This is a genomic window from Desulfomarina sp., assembly GCF_054039375.1.
Window position 1 is genome coordinate 1 of sequence record NZ_JBPLBA010000023.1, and the last position, 16,603, is coordinate 16,603.

General features: G+C 45.9%; 10 protein-coding genes. 7 read left to right on the forward strand and 3 right to left on the reverse strand.

Annotated features, from left to right (window positions below; translation table 11 throughout):
- Positions 1-635: 635 nt before the first annotated feature.
- Positions 636-2,741, reverse strand: a complete 2,106-nt coding sequence (locus tag ACXLDX_RS01515; protein WP_457575422.1) for an HD domain-containing protein — start codon at positions 2,739-2,741, stop codon at positions 636-638.
- Between the two features lie 187 nt (positions 2,742-2,928).
- Between ACXLDX_RS01515 and rnr the strand changes: the two genes are divergently transcribed.
- From rnr to ACXLDX_RS01535, 4 genes are all read left to right on the forward strand, one after another.
- Positions 2,929-5,166: a ribonuclease R gene (rnr, locus tag ACXLDX_RS01520; RefSeq protein WP_457575423.1), complete on the forward strand. Its 2,238-nt coding sequence runs from the start codon at positions 2,929-2,931 to the stop codon at positions 5,164-5,166.
- Complete coding sequence (locus ACXLDX_RS01525; protein ID WP_457575424.1) at positions 5,153-5,944, forward strand: RNA methyltransferase; 792 nt, start codon at positions 5,153-5,155, stop codon at positions 5,942-5,944. The genes rnr and ACXLDX_RS01525 overlap by 14 nt, the downstream gene beginning before the upstream one ends.
- Positions 5,907-9,194: an AfsR/SARP family transcriptional regulator gene (locus ACXLDX_RS01530; protein ID WP_457575425.1), complete on the forward strand. Its 3,288-nt coding sequence runs from the start codon at positions 5,907-5,909 to the stop codon at positions 9,192-9,194. Before ACXLDX_RS01525 ends, ACXLDX_RS01530 begins: the two co-directional genes overlap by 38 nt.
- A gap of 287 nt (positions 9,195-9,481) precedes the next feature.
- Positions 9,482-9,835 (forward strand): flagellar basal body rod C-terminal domain-containing protein, encoded by a 354-nt coding sequence (locus ACXLDX_RS01535; RefSeq protein ID WP_457575426.1) that lies wholly within the window; start codon positions 9,482-9,484, stop codon positions 9,833-9,835.
- Positions 9,836-10,034: 199 nt separating this feature from the next.
- Here ACXLDX_RS01535 and ACXLDX_RS01540 read toward each other — a convergent pair whose 3' ends face one another.
- Entirely contained in the window at positions 10,035-10,688 is a 654-nt protein-coding gene (locus ACXLDX_RS01540; protein ID WP_457575427.1) for an endonuclease III domain-containing protein, read from the reverse strand.
- Positions 10,689-10,705: 17 nt separating this feature from the next.
- A complete protein-coding gene (locus tag ACXLDX_RS01545) occupies positions 10,706-11,809 on the reverse strand; it encodes a 6-phosphofructokinase (RefSeq protein ID WP_457575428.1) in 1,104 nt (367 codons plus the stop codon).
- 635 nt (positions 11,810-12,444) lie between these two features.
- Between ACXLDX_RS01545 and ACXLDX_RS01550 the strand changes: the two genes are divergently transcribed.
- The 3 genes from ACXLDX_RS01550 (at position 12,445) to ACXLDX_RS01560 (ending at position 16,477) form a co-directional block, all read left to right on the forward strand.
- Entirely contained in the window at positions 12,445-12,786 is a 342-nt protein-coding gene (locus tag ACXLDX_RS01550) for an IscA/HesB family protein (RefSeq protein WP_407929095.1), read from the forward strand.
- Between the two features lie 540 nt (positions 12,787-13,326).
- A complete protein-coding gene (gene clpB / locus ACXLDX_RS01555) occupies positions 13,327-15,924 on the forward strand; it encodes an ATP-dependent chaperone ClpB (protein ID WP_457575429.1) in 2,598 nt (865 codons plus the stop codon).
- 259 nt (positions 15,925-16,183) lie between these two features.
- Positions 16,184-16,477, forward strand: a complete 294-nt coding sequence (locus ACXLDX_RS01560; protein WP_457575430.1) for a hypothetical protein — start codon at positions 16,184-16,186, stop codon at positions 16,475-16,477.
- The last annotated feature ends 126 nt before the right edge of the window (positions 16,478-16,603 follow it).

The following is a 16,603-nucleotide window of genomic DNA, read 5'->3' on the forward strand; positions in this document are numbered from 1 at the left end:
TCGGTCTGGCGCCGCTCTTCCTGCTTGATGAGTGAATATATTTCGGGATCAAAATCCTTTACATTTTCCATTGGTTCTCCTTCAGGGACCGTTCTTCTAAATATCTGTTGATCGTGTCTTTTTACGGAGACGGGACAGGGAGAAAAATTCCGTTATCCTGATTGTCTTTTCAGGAACGACACGCAATAAATGTGGAACCTAAATCCTGCAATTGGCAAGTTCAGAGGCTGTTAAATCATAGAGTTGTTGCCCTCTTAGTAGTTGTTTAAGTTGAATAATGTTATGAAATAACACCCAGATATGTTTTTAATTTCTGAGGTGCAGGATGCAGATGGAATTAAAAAATTTCTTAATTACCCATGAAACTCAGCCAAATTGTGGATGTGCCTGTTTGATCAGGCTCGCCTACGGTCAAAAATCACTGGAAATCTCAATTGATAAGGAATTCAAATGAAAAAGTGCCAGTCCAGATCATTTTATAATCAGTCTAATGTGATTTTTGAAATACGCAGATAAAACAGGCCCAATCCCCAGACTCACAAAGAACAGGCACATTCCCAATCAAGCAGAGTTTCATGGTAATCAGATCATTTTTATCTCTGAACTGTAATTGCTCACAAACACCCAATTCTGCATCAGTAATCAAGATAAAATTCAAAAGGAAGATGGGATTTTTCAAAATGCCTGATAACCTTCTGCAGAATATACAGGGTCGGAGCTCTAAATGTGAGCTCCCATGCCGGCTGCAGCACAGAGTAACTGGACAGCATCTGCAGACTCTGCATCTCCAGCTCCGCCGGCGCCCTGCTGATTACGTCCAGTATCTCACCCCTTGTGGCCCGCAGCACGTATAAAATCTGTTTTTTCCGGACCAGTGTTTCCTTCATCCTCCAGGAGATATTGACCGCATCCTCTCGCTGGAAGCTCAGCTCAAGAAACCGTTTGCACTTCTTGTTATGAACAGACAATCCCTTCCTGGTCAGCAGGGCACAGTTATTTTTGGCACTGGGATCGGGCCGGCAACAGAGGGAAAGCTTAACGGACACCGGATCGAGTGTTGTCAGTTCAATTTTATTAAACTCCCCGGTGGGAGTCACAAGAGGGGAGACCCCCCCGAAAAGAATTTTTTTTATATTTTCGATCACATCCTGGAGACGAAGTCGCCCTTCTCCCACACGACTGTACAGTTCATCCAGCGATTCAATTGAAAAATGATCCAGCAGCTCTGGCAACTTCTCATTCTGGAGAACATCAAAAGGAACGCCGTACCGCAGCATCTCCTGGCGCAGAATAGAGTAGCCTACCTCCCTGGTGACTTTCCGCCGCCGTTCCCGAAAGCCTTTTGCCAGCTCACTCCTCGACCGCGGTGTCTTGCACAGCTTTACAATATACTGCTCAAACCGGATAGGCTTTTCAGACCTTATAATCCGCACCATATCACCATCGTGCAGCATATGTTCAGCGGGCAGACGTTTATTTCGAATCATGGCTCCAAGGCAGGTATGGCCAATGTCCGTATGAACCCTGAAGGCAAAATCCAACACCGTCGAATTGACCGGCAGGCAGATCAGGTCTCCTCTTGGCGTATAAGTATAGATCTCCTTCTTCCCGCTCGCCGCGATAACATCCCGGTAGGAAACACCATCTTCAGATCCCAGGATATCGAACATTTCCTGGATTTCTTTGATAAACTTCCCCTGCTTTTTTGCCAGGGAACTCCAGTTTCGAAACAGTCCTCTCTGGGCCCGGCGTTCCATCTCATCCGTGCGTATTTTAAACAGGTATTTCTGGCCCTCTACAATGGCCCGGGCATGCAGTCCCTGATATCCCGTGGGCTTCGGATTTGCTATAAAATCACGTATCGTCCGCGGAATCGGCTGAAATGTCTGATTTATTATTCCCAACGCGCTGTAACAGGCCTGTGTGCTTTCCACAACTGTGAGGATTTCCACCGGTGTATCAATACGCTTGAGTAAAATGGAGTTTGTACTGTCGTAGTAGGCCCAGAGTTTTTTGGCACGAAGGGTTACCCGGCAGTCAAGCCCGGCATCGGCAGCAGCTTTTTCCACTTTTTCAATAATATCTCTTCCCACAGGAGAATCCTGTAACTGCCTTATATGATAATTTAAATTTTTCCCCTGGCGCGGGAACCTGTACTGAAGGGCCAGGTTATACATCTCTCTTTTTAAATTAAATAATCCGAAAACAGTTGCCAAAGGAGCATAAATGTCTATAGTCTCGTCGGCAATACGTTGTCTTTTACTTTTGGGTAATACTTTCAGAGTTCGCAGATTATGCAGCCTGTCTGCAAGTTTGACAAGCATAACTTCAGGCCTGAGAGCCGCGCCGGAAAAGATTTTTCGATGAGTACGCTTGGCAATGGTCTGTTTATCACCGGAAGCGAGTGTAACCTTGGTGCAGCCTTCAACTATTGCCTGAACATAATGACCGAACTTCTTACCGACAAGTTCTGCAGTAACCTCTTCCACATCCTCAACCGTATCATGCAGAAGGGCAGCAGAGAGAATTTCCGGATGAAGAATATCCAGCTCTTCTGCCAGAATCTTGGCAACTGAACATGGATGAAGGATATAGGCATCCCCCGAACGTCTCCATTGATCAAAATGAGCTTCAGTGGCGAAATCAAGAGCTTCCCAGAAAATATTTTCACCGGGAGTATCCCCGATCAACGCCTTCATCTGGTTACGATAGAGCTCTAGATCAAATGGAATTCGACGCATACTGTCCTGTTTCATTGAAAAAACTGAACAATCAGGCTATAGACTCCCCGGAAACAAAGACATCTGCTCCCCGGTTATTTCCCTTATATTTCAGTATTTTTCTGATAATTAAAACCTGCTGTTTTACTAAACCATAATTAAAACAGATTAACAAAATTCCTCTTCAGGAGAAAACAAAAAAACACATATGTCCAAAAAAAGAAAATTTCGTCAACCATCCCGACATGTTAAATACAATAACAATAACAGCGGAAAAAGAAACACTCAAAACTTGCTGAACAGGGGAAAGAACCTTGTTCTGGCAGCCCTCTCCAGGTCAAAAAAACCGGTTTCTGCTGCAGAACTGTCAGATTTAATAACAGAAAAAAATACTCAAAAAGTCAATATCCACGATTCAATTCAATTCCTTATTGAGTCCAACCTTATTAAAAAAGACAGAAAAAACAGGTTCAGTCTGATCTCCAAAGCTCCGCTTTACACCGGCACTCTGGAAAAAAATGCCAGAGGTTTCGGGTTTATTACTCAAGCCGCACCATTTGCCAGGGCGAAAGACCTTACTGCTGATCCCTATATTTCCAGGTCACAAATGGGGGCGGCCCAGCATGGTGATCAGGTTCTTTTTCGTCTGATACAGAAAAAAACAAAGAGTGACCCGAATCGCCCTGAAGGCAGTATTATCAGGGTATTGTCCCAAGGGAAAAAGACTCTGTCGGGTTTTTATGCGGACCCCGGCATCGTCATCCCCGAAGATCCCCGTTTCCCTTTTCACATCACCATTGATAAATCAAAAAAATCCGGCCGTCCACGCAACGGAGACGCTGTCATTGTCAGAATGAAAAGAGGAGAACAGAGAGCAGAGACAATTCACGGCGAAATCGTCGAAATACTGGGTAACCCTGCCAATGTGGATGTCCAGATGAGGCTGGTTATTGAAAAATTTTCCCTCCCCCACACCTTCAGCAACCGAGCCCTGAAAGAAACGGAAAACCTTTCCGAAGATTTTTCACTTTCAGGGAACAGACTGGACTTAAGAAATATTGACCATGTGACCATAGATGGAGAAACCGCTAAAGATTTTGATGATGCAGTTTTTGTCTCAAAAACAGACAAAGGGTACAGACTCTATGTGTCAATTGCCGATGTCAGTCATTTTGTCCGTCCTCGCTCCGCCCTTGACAAAGAGGCATACGAAAGAGGCACATCCATCTATTTCCCCGGACGGGTCATCCCCATGTTACCGGAAAAACTGTCCAATGATCTCTGCAGCCTCCTGCCCGACAAAGACAGATTTACCGTTTCCGCCATTCTTGATTACGACGAAAAGGGAACCCTTCTTGGAAAAAAATTTGCCAGATCCATTATACGCAGTCGGAAACGATTCACTTATACCACGGTTAAAAAAATAGTGATCGACAACGACCCGGTAACTGTGACCGAACATAAGGCCTACCTGGATCAGCTGAAAACAGCCAGACTGCTTGCAGAAATCCTTCTGAAAAAAAGAAAACAGCGTGGTTCCATTGGTTTTACTGTTCCCGAATCAGCAATCACCCTGGATAAAACAGGAGAAATCGAGACCATTTCAATTGTGGAAAGAAATTTCGCCCACCAGATGATTGAAGAATTTATGCTGGCAGCCAATGAGGCTGTCGCAAGCTTCTTCACAGAACAGCAGATTCAGGGACTCTACCGGATACACGAACGCCCGGATCAGGAAAAGGTGGAAGAGTTCTGTACATTTGCCAAAACCCTGGTCCACCTTCCCCCGAAGAACAATACACCGGAATGGTATGCCGGGATCGTTGAACAGTGCAGGGGCACCAGCACCGAATACCTGATCAACAACCTCCTGCTGCGAACCATGAAACAGGCCAGGTACAGCCCAGAGAATATCGGTCACTTTGGTCTGGCGTCACAGAACTATACACATTTCACCTCTCCCATCAGGCGCTACCCTGATCTGCTTGTCCACAGGAAACTCATGGCAGCCCTCCTGAAAGACGATGGCACAACGACACAAAACATAACCCATCTGCAGAAAAAGGCGGACTTCCTTTCTGGTCGGGAGAGGACAGCCGTCAAAGCGGAACGGGAAATGACGGAACGACTGAAGGTACGGTACATGGGCAGACGAATTGGTGAAAAATTTCAGGCAATCATTTCCGGTGTCACCGATTTTGCAATGTTTGTTGAATTAAAGGAAAGCGGCATAAGCGGTTCCATCGGACTGGAAAACTTAAAAGACGACTACTACCTGTTCGACGATAAAAATCACCGACTCATTGGAGAAATAAGTGGTAATATCTACAGGATAGGTGATTCAATCGATATCCGGCTGCTTGACGTGGATTACACCCGCAACAGAATTCATTTCATTCCGGTTAACAATTTCGAAACAGTACACGTTGAAAATGATAAAACCTGATCTTAAAACTGACTTTCTCTCCAATATTTCGATCATACTTGTGCGTCCCAGGTACGCCGGGAATATTGGTGCGGCGGCAAGAATAGCCTGGAACATGGGAATAAACAGCCTGCAGGTTGTCGGAAGCGAGCTTACGGAAAGAGAAACAATCGCCAGGCTTGCCACCCATAACGCCGCCCATCTTATTGAAAATATAACCTGTTACAATACACTCGAGGAAGCCCTTTCTCCCTTTTCGGTAATCATTGGCACAACAGCAAGAAGAGGCCGACAGCGCCTGACCGAACAGTCGCCACGGGAGATTGTCAAGTCCGTCCTCCCTGCCCTTGCCAGGAACCGGGTTGCGATTGTTTTCGGTCCCGAAGATTGTGGTCTCACTAATGAAGAGCTGAAACACTGTCAACTGCTTTCAGCCATCCCCACGGCTGATTTTTCTTCACTTAACCTGGCGCAGGCTGTTGCAATTCATTGCTATGAATTCTATTATGGTATTATTCATTTACAGAAAGACATGGTACCTGCGCCCAGGCTGGCATCCTCTTTCGAGCTGGAATCGATGTATTCCTGTCTCCAGGAATCATTGAACCACATCCATTTTCTGGGCGACAAAAACCATCTCTACTGGATGAATAATATTCGTCAATTTTTTGGTCGGATCAAACTCACTCCAAAGGATGCCAATATCATAAGGAAAGTTTGCCGACAATTTGTAACGCACCTCAAGACAGAGCGTGACCGGGATGATGAGCACAATACAATCAGAGGAAAACAACCTTAATTACACAATACCGTCCAATAAATTTTATCCCCCGCATATTGATGAATCACAATCCCTGCTCAGAACCCGCATTCTCACCGCAAAACTTCCGGAAAAAAAGCACACCAAAAAGGTGATAATTATAGAAGCCCAGGCGGGACAGGGAAAGACCACACTGGTCTCCCAGTTTCTTAAATACAACAACAACACATTCATCTGGTACCAGGTCGGACCGGAAGACTCTGACCCGGTCCTGCTGCTCTCTTCACTCCTGGCCAATCTCACTGCCAACCTGCCTGATTTCAGTTCACCCCAGCTTACAACCATTCTCAACGAAGGCAGTGTCGGCCCTCTTGACCTGACCCGTTGTGCCAATATCCTGCTCAGGGATCTTGACCACTATCTCGCCACTGATATCTACCTCGTTTTTGATGACCTCCATCGCATAGAGTATGGAGCACTCACCAACAACCTCCTGGAACATATCATTGATACTTCCCCACCAAAAGTTCATTTCATTTTTGTCAGCCGGCACCCCCTGGAACTGAAAAGTAAAATTCTTCGAAACGGCAACCAGATTGCCTATATAAGCACAACAGACCTTGCCTTTAACAATGAAGAAATTGAAGAACTGTGCAACAATGTTCTCAACAAGGCAATAAGCAGACAGGATGCGATTGCCATTCAGCGGATTACGAAAGGCTGGGTCATGGGTATCATTCTCGCCAGTCACCCCATCAGCGGAAGAAACCACTTCTGGCTTGATGATGCCATCTCACCCGCAGACGGCAGAAGTGGAAAAGACCATATGCTCGAATACTTCCAGGAGGAGATATTCGACCAGATCCCGAAACACCTGCATATCCCTTTTCTGGAACTGTCAATGCTGACGGAGATACCGGCAGACCTGGCGACCGAAATCACCTCCATTGAAGAATTCAGTCAGGTTCTGTCCGATATGAGTCAGGCCAATTTCTTTATTTACAAACTTGACGACCGGAAGCACGTTTTCCGTTTCCACCATTTCTTCCAGGAATTTCTCCAGAAAAGAGCCCATATTCAGCTGGACAGTGAGCAAATCAGAACGATCCACCGCCGCGAAGCCCAATATTACCTTGAACGAAATATGACGGAAAAAGCCCTGACCTGCTATAGAAATGGTGAGGACTTTCAGGCGATGTCAAACATCCTGCAGGAAAAAGGCATGGAATTGATAGCAGAAAATAAGACAATCACCATCCTCACCCTTCTGCAGGGCATTCCGGAAAAAACTCTTTTTCAATACAGCTGGCTCACTCTCTATGCCGGTCTTCTCCGTGTTGATTTCACCCCCCAGACCACTCTGCCCTTCTTTGATTCAGCACGCAGGGATTTCATAAAAAGTGGCGAAGAAATCGGCGAACTTCTTACACTCTCGCAGACAATTTATTACCATTTTGTTATCTCCGGTCAATATACAGTCGGCTCCGAACTGCTGCTGCGAACAGAAGTCATTCTGGAAAAGAACAAAAAAACAATGGAGGTTCCCATAACAATCATTGCAGCCAGGAACCTGGCATCCGGATATTGCTTTTTTAACGGAGATATGGACAAGGCGCGTCATTTTATTCAAATGGCAAGCACTCTCGCCACCCGCCACGACATCAGGAATTTTATCGCCTCCACCCGATTCATCCAGGGCTATATTGAACTGCTGAGCGGTAACCGGGCTAAATTCAAACGGGAAGCGGAAATCTGCTTTACCCTGCTGAACGACCCGCTTGTCGGTGAATCCAACAAACTCACCATGAGAATTATGAATCTCTGTCATCTCTCCATGACCGGAGATTTCCTGAACTATGAACTGCAGCAGACAGCCCTGCAACAGGCAATTGACCACACGGTCATTGATCAGACTGTTGCCGCCCCATACCTGTTCGTCTGGACAAGCAGTAATTTCTTTGCCCGCGGCCTGGTTGAGGAAGGCCTCGATCTCCTTGCCCGGGGATACGGTGTCACCTCCACCGCATCAAGTGATCATATGCTCAGCCAACTTCTGCAATGGCAGGCTTTCGGGCATGTGCTTGCCGGAGCACACAACAAAAGCATGAAACTGCTTGCAGAATCGGCGGACCTAAGAGAGAAAGCCGGCGGGCCTTTCTACATTGCCTTTCATCATATTATTGCCGGAGCCATTTTTACCCGGCTGAAGATGTACAAAAAAGCAGAGAGCGCACTTGAAAGGGGGCTGGCCCTCGCCCAGTCTATTCCATCGACATACCTCACCCTCTGCGGCCTGATAAACAGAAGCTATCTGAATTATGAATCGGGTACACCTGAAGGCGCGGTAGATGACCTGGAAGCGGCCCTCTCTCTTATGAAGATTAATGATTACACCTTCTTCTGGACCTGGGAACCGATAATGATGGCCAGACTCCTCGGGTTTGCCGTAAGAAGAGATATCGAAAAAAGTTTTGCACGATCTCTTGCCCGCAGACGCCTGCATGTCAATTTCTCCGATGACGGCGAACCGATCCCACTGCTGAAATTCACCTTTCTTGACAGTTTTGAAGTCAGTATCCAGGGCAAAGTCATTTTCAGGGCCCGTGACCTGACCCCATTCCAGCGTGAACTCCTTGGCCTGCTGGTGACCGCAAAAGGCCAGCGTATTCCACAGGAAAAGATACAGCTTGAATTATGGCCGGAAAGCAGTCCTGAAAACGCCAGAAAAAGTTTTGACACTCTCCTGGCCCGCCTGCGCAAACTGATGTCACCCCATCTGCCAATTCCGGTCAAACACTATCTTTATACACAAAAGGGGATTCTCTGCCTGGAAAACTACGAAATAGATGGTCTTGATTTTTTTGAAGCTGCCCGGACAGGTCTCTCTCACTCAAAAAACGGTGACTGGCTCCAGGCATACGGTAAATTCCGGACGGCATTTTCACTGTACAAAGGAATGATGCCGGAGGACACCTTCAAAAGTGAACAGGTCCTGGCCTACAATGATGAACTGGTCAACCTCTTTGTGGAATTCACAACGGCTTGGGCAAAACATATGATCGAGTCAGGGCGACCTGAAGAAGCAATCGGCCTGATAGAAAAAATCCTGCAAATCAATCTGCTCGAAGAAAACCTGACCACCCTGCTCTATACCCTGCACACACAAAACAACAATCTCCTGAAGGCCCGTTCCGTTCTTGACAGGTATAAAAAAGCACTGCAGCGTGCGGAATACACCAGGGATGAAATAGAAAAGATCCTGGAAGAAATCAGATCCGGCAGAAAATAAAACCTCAAGGAGACAATCAGCAGCAACAGATATGTAATTTCAATTACGAAATTAAACATTTTCGAAACGACTGGACATCCCGGTATACTTCCTCACTTCAGACAGTTAAAGAAAAAACTGACGCCACTCATCCTGGAACAGATTTTGCTGCAGCAAGACTACACAGACAAACTCTTTTCTGATTACGTATGAAACTCAGCCTGTTATTTGTGAGTCTGGGGATTGGGCCTGAGTTTCATGGGTAATCAAGAACTCTTTTTTGGTAATTGGTCACAGGGGCAGCAATTATGATACCAGCTTTTCAATCCGCACTTTCAGGACTTCGCGCCTTCAGCACTCGAATAGAATCGAACGGCAACAACATTGCCAATGCACAAACCAACGGATTTAACAAGACACGGGTTCTCCTTGAAGAAGCTAAACCCCACGGGGTGAAAACCCAAATCGAAAAAGTCGACGCACAAAAGACCACTGTTTTCCAGGAAACCGGCAATGGCCAGGAGCCGGTCGAGTTGTCAAATGTTGAGCTGTCCAGTGAAATTCCAGAAACAATTGTCAACAGCAGAATGTATGAGGCAAACCTGAAAACGATTAAGGCAGCGGACGACATGGTCGGCAGCCTGCTGAAAATTAAATCATAACCTGAATCCGAGACGGTTACGTGACCATTTTTTTGATAGCATATTGATATCTGATTACCCATGAAATTCAGCCACATCCCCAATTTCACATCTGATTACGTATGAAACTCAGCCTGTTATTTGTGAGTCTGGGGATTGGGCCTGTTAAACAGAATCACTCGCCACCCTTTGAGGCATCAGCTCTTCGATTCGAGGTTGATTATCCCTCATTAAGCCCCGACAAGGGACAGCTTCCGCAGCGGGGTTTGTTTTTTTTACAGAACTTTTTTGCAACCGCAACGATCAGGGCATGATATTCATTATACAGTTCTGTTTCCTCCGGCAAATTCTCCATAAACAGTGACTGCATCGCAGTGTAATCTGTTTCCTCTTCAACAAGATTATGTCGCGAAAAAACCCTGTGGGTATAAGCATCAACCACGAAGACAGGATGATTGCAGGCATAGAGAAGAATCGAATCTGCGGTTTCAGGGCCAACACCCCTGACACTGAGAAGGTTTTCCCTGGCCGAAACCATATCATCCTGATAGAAAAGCTCAGGATCACCTCCATATAAATTCTCAATCATGAGCAACACATTGCGCAGCCTGCCTGCTTTGACATTATAATAACCTGACGGACGGATCAACTCCGCCAGATTTTCCAGGGAAAGAACAAGCAACTGTTCATATGACAACACTCCTGCATTACGCAGATTATCGATTGCCAGAGTTACATTCTGCCAGTTTGTATTCTGGGTGAGTACAGCTCCAACCATGATCTCAAAGGACGTTTCTCCCGGCCACCAGCCCTGGGGTCCAAAATGATCAAGCAGCTTTTTGTATGCCTCCAGATAACAGTTTTTCCTGCCCATGACAAAATCGCTGTAACCTACTCTTCTTTTTCCGGCTTATCACCGAGACAGATACCAATTTCGCGGGCCGTGAGAATTTTATCACTGGAAAGATCGACTTTTTTCCTCTCCTTTATTGCATCGGCTATAGGCACGGCCACCATCTGTGAATCCTTCAGGGCGACCATATGATCAAAAACTTTTTCCTCCACAAGACGAACAGCAGCGGCACCGAAACGCAGAGCAAGCAGACGGTCAAATGTAGTTGGAGACCCTCCCCGCTGCAGGTGCCCCAGAACCAGGGAGCGTGAATCTTTTTCGGTACGTTTGCGAATCTCGGCTGCAACCCATTCACCCACACCACCCAGAATAACCTCATCACGTCCCATTTCTCCATGCCCTTTGTTGAACACCTTCCCGTCTTTTGTCACTGCCCCTTCAGCCACAACAACAATTGAATAGTGCTTGTCATGGAGTTCATTGTCTGTAATTTTATTACAGACTTCTTCCATATCAAAAGGAATTTCAGGAATCAGAATAACATCCGCCCCCCCGGATATTCCTGAGTAAAGCGCAATCCAGCCAGAATCCCGTCCCATCACCTCGACAACGAGAACCCTGTCATGGGATTTAGCAGTAGAGTGCAGTTTGTCGAGTGCATCAGTTGCAGTGGAGACTGCTGTGTCAAACCCGAAAGTCCTGTTTGTCATTTCAAGGTCGTTGTCAATGGTTTTGGGAACACCGATTACCGGCATACCCTTCTCGGCAAATCGATGGGCAATTTCCAGGCTGCCGTCGCCACCGATGGCAATATGACAGTCAAATCCCATTCTCTCAAAATTTCTCAGGATCTTGTCTGATATATCGACAATCTGTATTTCTCCAGCCAGGTTTTCCACAGGGCGCCTGAATGGATTGCCCTTATTGGTTGACCCGAGGATTGTGCCACCGGTGGAATAAATCCCCTCAACATCTTTCAATGTCAGGCGCACCATCTCATCAAAGTCCAGAAACCCGGCGTAACCGCTTTTACTGCCATAGACTTCCCACCCTTTCCGATAACAGGTGTGAACAACCGAATATATCACGGCATTCAACCCGGGTGCATCGCCCCCTCCGGTGGATATCACAATTTTCTTCATCTTCTTCCTCTTGCCGAATATGGATCTACACTCATTTCTGCTGCTCACAGGGACAGCCACTCAATGATTTACAACTTCTAAAGCAATGTCGTTAACTTAAGCGATGAGTCCCATTCCGACCTCGTCCGAAGGACGCTATAAACCCGTCCCTGGGGGCTTGACTGCAGCCGTCCTGGCTGCAGACACCCCCGGCCAAGGTCAGAATGGGTCTTTCCTTAACCATCTTGTCCTTAGGTTAACGACATTGACGTACTATAAACAGTTATTCTATTTATAGTACGTCAATATCCTGAAAATTCATAGTTACGATTTTAAAAAATCACAACTCCTCTGCAGAAAATAAAAACAAAACCTATCCATTTGTTTTTATAAACTATATCCTACTGCTGCCAGATCAGAATCCCTCAAAAAATCAGAATTGTATTCAAGTAAAGACTTGAATATTTCGAACTTCGCTATAAATTAAAGAGTAGGCGGATTGACTATTGAGCGTCACTACCTTATTCTGTAATAAAATAAAAAATAGCCAACTTCAGAGTGAACAGGGACAATGTCTGACATTTTCCCCCTGTCACTCGAAGAAACTTCTGATGTAAATCAGTACTTATAGACCATTTTTTTTGAGGAGGCATTTCATGTCTGAATTTAATGTAACAGATCTTGCGGTTGAAAAACTGAAAGAGTATATGCAGCAGAACAATATTGATTCTGCCCTGCGTATTGCTCTCATGCAGGGCGGCTGAGCAGGCCCGTCCCTGGGATTGGCTCTGGATGAGCCAAAAGAAAACGATAAAATTTACGAAAACGACTCCCTTAAATTCCTGGTGGAGGGAAGCCTGATGGCTACCTGCGGCGGTATTACCGTTGATTTTGTGGACGCCGGGCCAAGGTCGGGTTTTGGTATTACTTCCGTGAACCCGATAAATGGTGGTGGCGGATGCAGCTCCGGTTCATGTGGCTCCGGTGGTTGCGGCTGATTTTGTGTTTTATGTCACGCAGATCCTTTTTCAGAATTGATATGCTTCTGCTCAGCAAGTAACTTATTGATTTAAGGGTACCTTGAAAAATTAGAATTTTCGTTCGAAGCAAAACAACAGAGAAATTACAAAGGGCGGTATATTAATCATGTGTGAGCGTTTTTTTATTTCCTCTGGATTGAGAGACAACACGGAAAACCAATTTTTCAAGGAAGCCTGAAGAAAAGAACTGTCCTGGCAAGCTTCCCTGGTGAAGCTTGCCTTTTTTTTTTATTTCCTTAAGTCAAATTCTTGACACCCCTCCTGCCCATCCTTATTTTCTCAACGTATTGATGCAGCACGACTGAACCCGAAAGCTCAGCCGTTTATGCCCTTCAGGGTATTTATGCCCTTCAGGGTATTTATGCCCTTCAGGGCACAACAATGGACACTGCTTCACTGATATGATAATTCCGTCTCCGGAAAATACTTTCCGTGGCAGGATTTTCAGGAAAAAAATTCAACACAAGTTATTTTTTATTTTTCAGAGAGAGGAGAAATATGCAATTTGACAAGTTTACCCATAAATCACAGGAGGTTATCCAGGCCGCACAACAACTGGCCCGGAACAGCAATCACCAGGAAATCCGAACTGCCCATCTGCTCAAATCCATTCTGGTGCAACCAGAGAGTATTGTTGTTCCTGTACTCCAGAAAATGGGCACGGATCCCGCTGTACTGCTCAGCGGCATAAACCAGGCCCTGGAGGCAATACCAAAAGTCTCAGGACAGGGTGCAGGGCAGACCTATGCCTCTGCCGACCTCACCAAGGTCTTTGACAGCGCTTTTGGTGTTGCCAAACAAATGCAGGATGACTTTATCAGCCAGGAACATCTTTTCCTGGCCGCGATTAAAAACGGTGAGCCGGAAATACAGAAAATCTTTGCCGCGGGAGGCATTGATGAGAAAAATTTCCTCCAGGCCCTGTCGGAAATCCGTGGAAGCCACCGGGTAACTGATCAGTATCCTGAAGAAAAATACCAGGCCCTGGAAAAATACGGCCGCAATCTTACCGACATTGCCCGGCAGGGAAAAATTGACCCGGTCATCGGCCGGGATGAGGAAATTCGTCGGATTATCCAGGTGCTTTCCCGGCGGACAAAAAACAACCCGATTCTTATCGGCGAACCGGGCGTCGGAAAAACAGCGATAGCTGAAGGACTGGCCCAGAGAATAGTCAATGGAGACATTCCTTCAACCATCAAAAACAAACAGGTCATAACCCTTGATCTCGGTGCTCTTGTTGCGGGAGCAAAATACAGGGGAGAATTTGAAGACAGGCTGAAAGCCGTTCTCAAGGAGGTTGAGGAAAAAGCAGGAGAAATTATTCTCTTTATTGATGAAATCCACACCCTTGTCGGTGCAGGGGCAACAGAGGGGTCAATGGACGCCTCCAATATGCTCAAACCAGCCCTGGCCAGGGGAGAACTCCACTGTATAGGTGCCACAACCCTTGATGAGTACAGAAAATATATTGAAAAGGACAGTGCCCTGGAACGAAGATTTCAGCCAGTCCTGGTGCAGGAGCCAAGCGTCGAAGATACGATTGCCATCCTCAGGGGAATAAAGGAGCGATACGAAATACACCATGGCGTAAGGATCCAGGATGGTGCAACCGTTGCCGCGGTAACCCTGTCCGACAGGTATATTACCGATCGTTTTCTTCCAGATAAGGCCATTGATCTTATTGACGAGGCGGCTTCAAAGCTGAGAATTGAAATAGATTCCATGCCAACAGAAATTGATGAACTGGAACGAAAGAAGATCAAACTGGAAATTGAACAGGAGGCTTTAAAGAAAGAAAAGGACAAGGCGTCAAGACAGCGTCTTGAGGAATCGAAGAAAAAACTGGCTGACCTGGATGAACAGCTTAAGGCCATGAAAGCCCAGTGGACTTTGGAAAGAGATACAATCCAGAAAATCCGCCAGATCAAGGAAAGCATTGATGCCGCCCACATAGAGGAAAAGAAAGCGGAAAGAGAGGGTGATCTTCGCCTGGTGGCCGAGATCCGATATGGAAAAATCGTCGAACTCCAGAAAGAGCTGGAAGAAGCCAATCTCAAACTGCAGGAAATCCAGTCGAGACAAATGATGCTCAAGGAGGAGGTTTCCGCTGAGGATGTGGCAACAGTTGTCGCAAAATGGACAGGTATTCCGGTGGATAAACTGCTTGAAGGAGAAAAGGACAAGCTTGTTCAGGCAGAGAAAATGCTTGGCAAACGGGTAATCGGCCAGAAAGATGCTATAGCCGCTGTTTCCAATGCCGTGAGAAGAGCAAGGGCAGGACTCCAGGACCCCAACCGCCCCCTGGGGAGCTTTATTTTTCTTGGACCAACCGGAGTTGGAAAAACCGAGCTTGCCCGATCTCTTGCTGACTTCCTTTTTGATGACGAACATGCCATGATACGCATTGATATGTCTGAATTCATGGAAAAACATTCAGTTGCCAGGCTGATTGGTGCCCCTCCTGGTTATGTAGGTTATGATGAAGGTGGATATCTCACGGAAGCAGTCAGGAGACGCCCATATTCCGTCATCCTCTTTGACGAAATTGAAAAGGCACATCCGGATGTCTTCAATATTCTTCTCCAGGTACTGGATGACGGCCGCATGACAGATGGCAAGGGACGAACAGTCGATTTTAAAAACTGCATTCTTATTATGACCTCCAATCTGGGCAGCAATCTCATCATGAAAATGGCAGAGGAGAATGTTGACAGAAAGACCATTCGCAACCAGATTGATGAACTGCTCCACAGTCATTTCAAACCTGAATTTTTAAACAGGATTGATGACACTATTATTTTCAACAGCCTGAGCAGAGAGGATATGCTGGCCATTATCGATATTCAGCTTGGCAAACTCATCAAGCGACTTGAAGCCAGGAAAATGCATCTGACAGTTGAACGTTCCGCCAAAGATTTTCTGATCGAAAGCGGATACAACCCGTCATTTGGGGCAAGGCCATTAAAACGGGCCATACAGCATTTTCTTGAAGACGAACTGGCGCTGCGCCTGCTCAAGGGGGAATTCCTGGAAGACGATCATATCGTGGTAACTGCAGGTCAGAATGGTCTTGAATTCATAAAACAGAACTGATTTTCAGGTGCCGGCAGTATGACAATGTAATGCACTTTTTCTTTACAGCAAAGACGAGGTGCATTACATAGTGTCTGTCCAGAAGCATTTTTTTCCGTTTGATTACTGAAAATACAAAAAAACGGTTGTATTACCTTCAAACGTACACCAACTCAGGAGCATGACATAGAGATCCATAAGATACTGTTTCTGAACAACTTTTTTTAAATGACCACATTCAGCGGATTTCTACCTGAGTCATTTCAACCATGTGAAAATAATGAGTTCAACTATTGAAGATCTGACGATTAATTATGAAGAAGACGGACGCCTTATCGTAAAGGAAACCGGAAAAGAAGTACTCTCAAAAGGAGCCTGGACTACAATCCTCTTCAGATACAATAACCTTAACAAAAGTACCGGGGAATACGGCAAAGATATGTTCACAATCCGCCGGTACCAGAAGCGACAGGGGGAATATATTCCAAAGTCCAAATTCAATATTTCCAGCGTGAAGCAGGCAAAACAGATAGTTTCAGCTCTGGAAGAATGGATCAAAGAAGCTGAAAAATGATTCTTCTTTCATTTTCCCCTTGACGGCTGTTGCGTAATAAAGTAGTTTGCCGCGGTCTTTTGGAGATGCCGGGGTGTTTCTGGTGATTCATTTGGTTGAAACAAAAGATGAAATGACAGAATAAAG

What these genes read in the sequence shown, in the direction of transcription:
- ACXLDX_RS01515 (WP_457575422.1), bottom strand. Translation starts at nt 2,741, where the DNA reads ATGCGTCGAATTCCATTTGATCTAGAGCTCTATCGTAACCAGATGAAG.
- rnr (WP_457575423.1), top strand. Translation starts at nt 2,929, where the DNA reads ATGTCCAAAAAAAGAAAATTTCGTCAACCATCCCGACATGTTAAATAC.
- ACXLDX_RS01525 (WP_457575424.1), top strand. Translation starts at nt 5,153, where the DNA reads ATGATAAAACCTGATCTTAAAACTGACTTTCTCTCCAATATTTCGATC.
- ACXLDX_RS01530 (WP_457575425.1), top strand. Translation starts at nt 5,907, where the DNA reads ATGATGAGCACAATACAATCAGAGGAAAACAACCTTAATTACACAATA.
- ACXLDX_RS01535 (WP_457575426.1), top strand. Translation starts at nt 9,482, where the DNA reads ATGATACCAGCTTTTCAATCCGCACTTTCAGGACTTCGCGCCTTCAGC.
- ACXLDX_RS01540 (WP_457575427.1), bottom strand. Translation starts at nt 10,688, where the DNA reads ATGGGCAGGAAAAACTGTTATCTGGAGGCATACAAAAAGCTGCTTGAT.
- ACXLDX_RS01545 (WP_457575428.1), bottom strand. Translation starts at nt 11,809, where the DNA reads ATGAAGAAAATTGTGATATCCACCGGAGGGGGCGATGCACCCGGGTTG.
- clpB (WP_457575429.1), top strand. Translation starts at nt 13,327, where the DNA reads ATGCAATTTGACAAGTTTACCCATAAATCACAGGAGGTTATCCAGGCC.
- ACXLDX_RS01560 (WP_457575430.1), top strand. Translation starts at nt 16,184, where the DNA reads ATGAGTTCAACTATTGAAGATCTGACGATTAATTATGAAGAAGACGGA.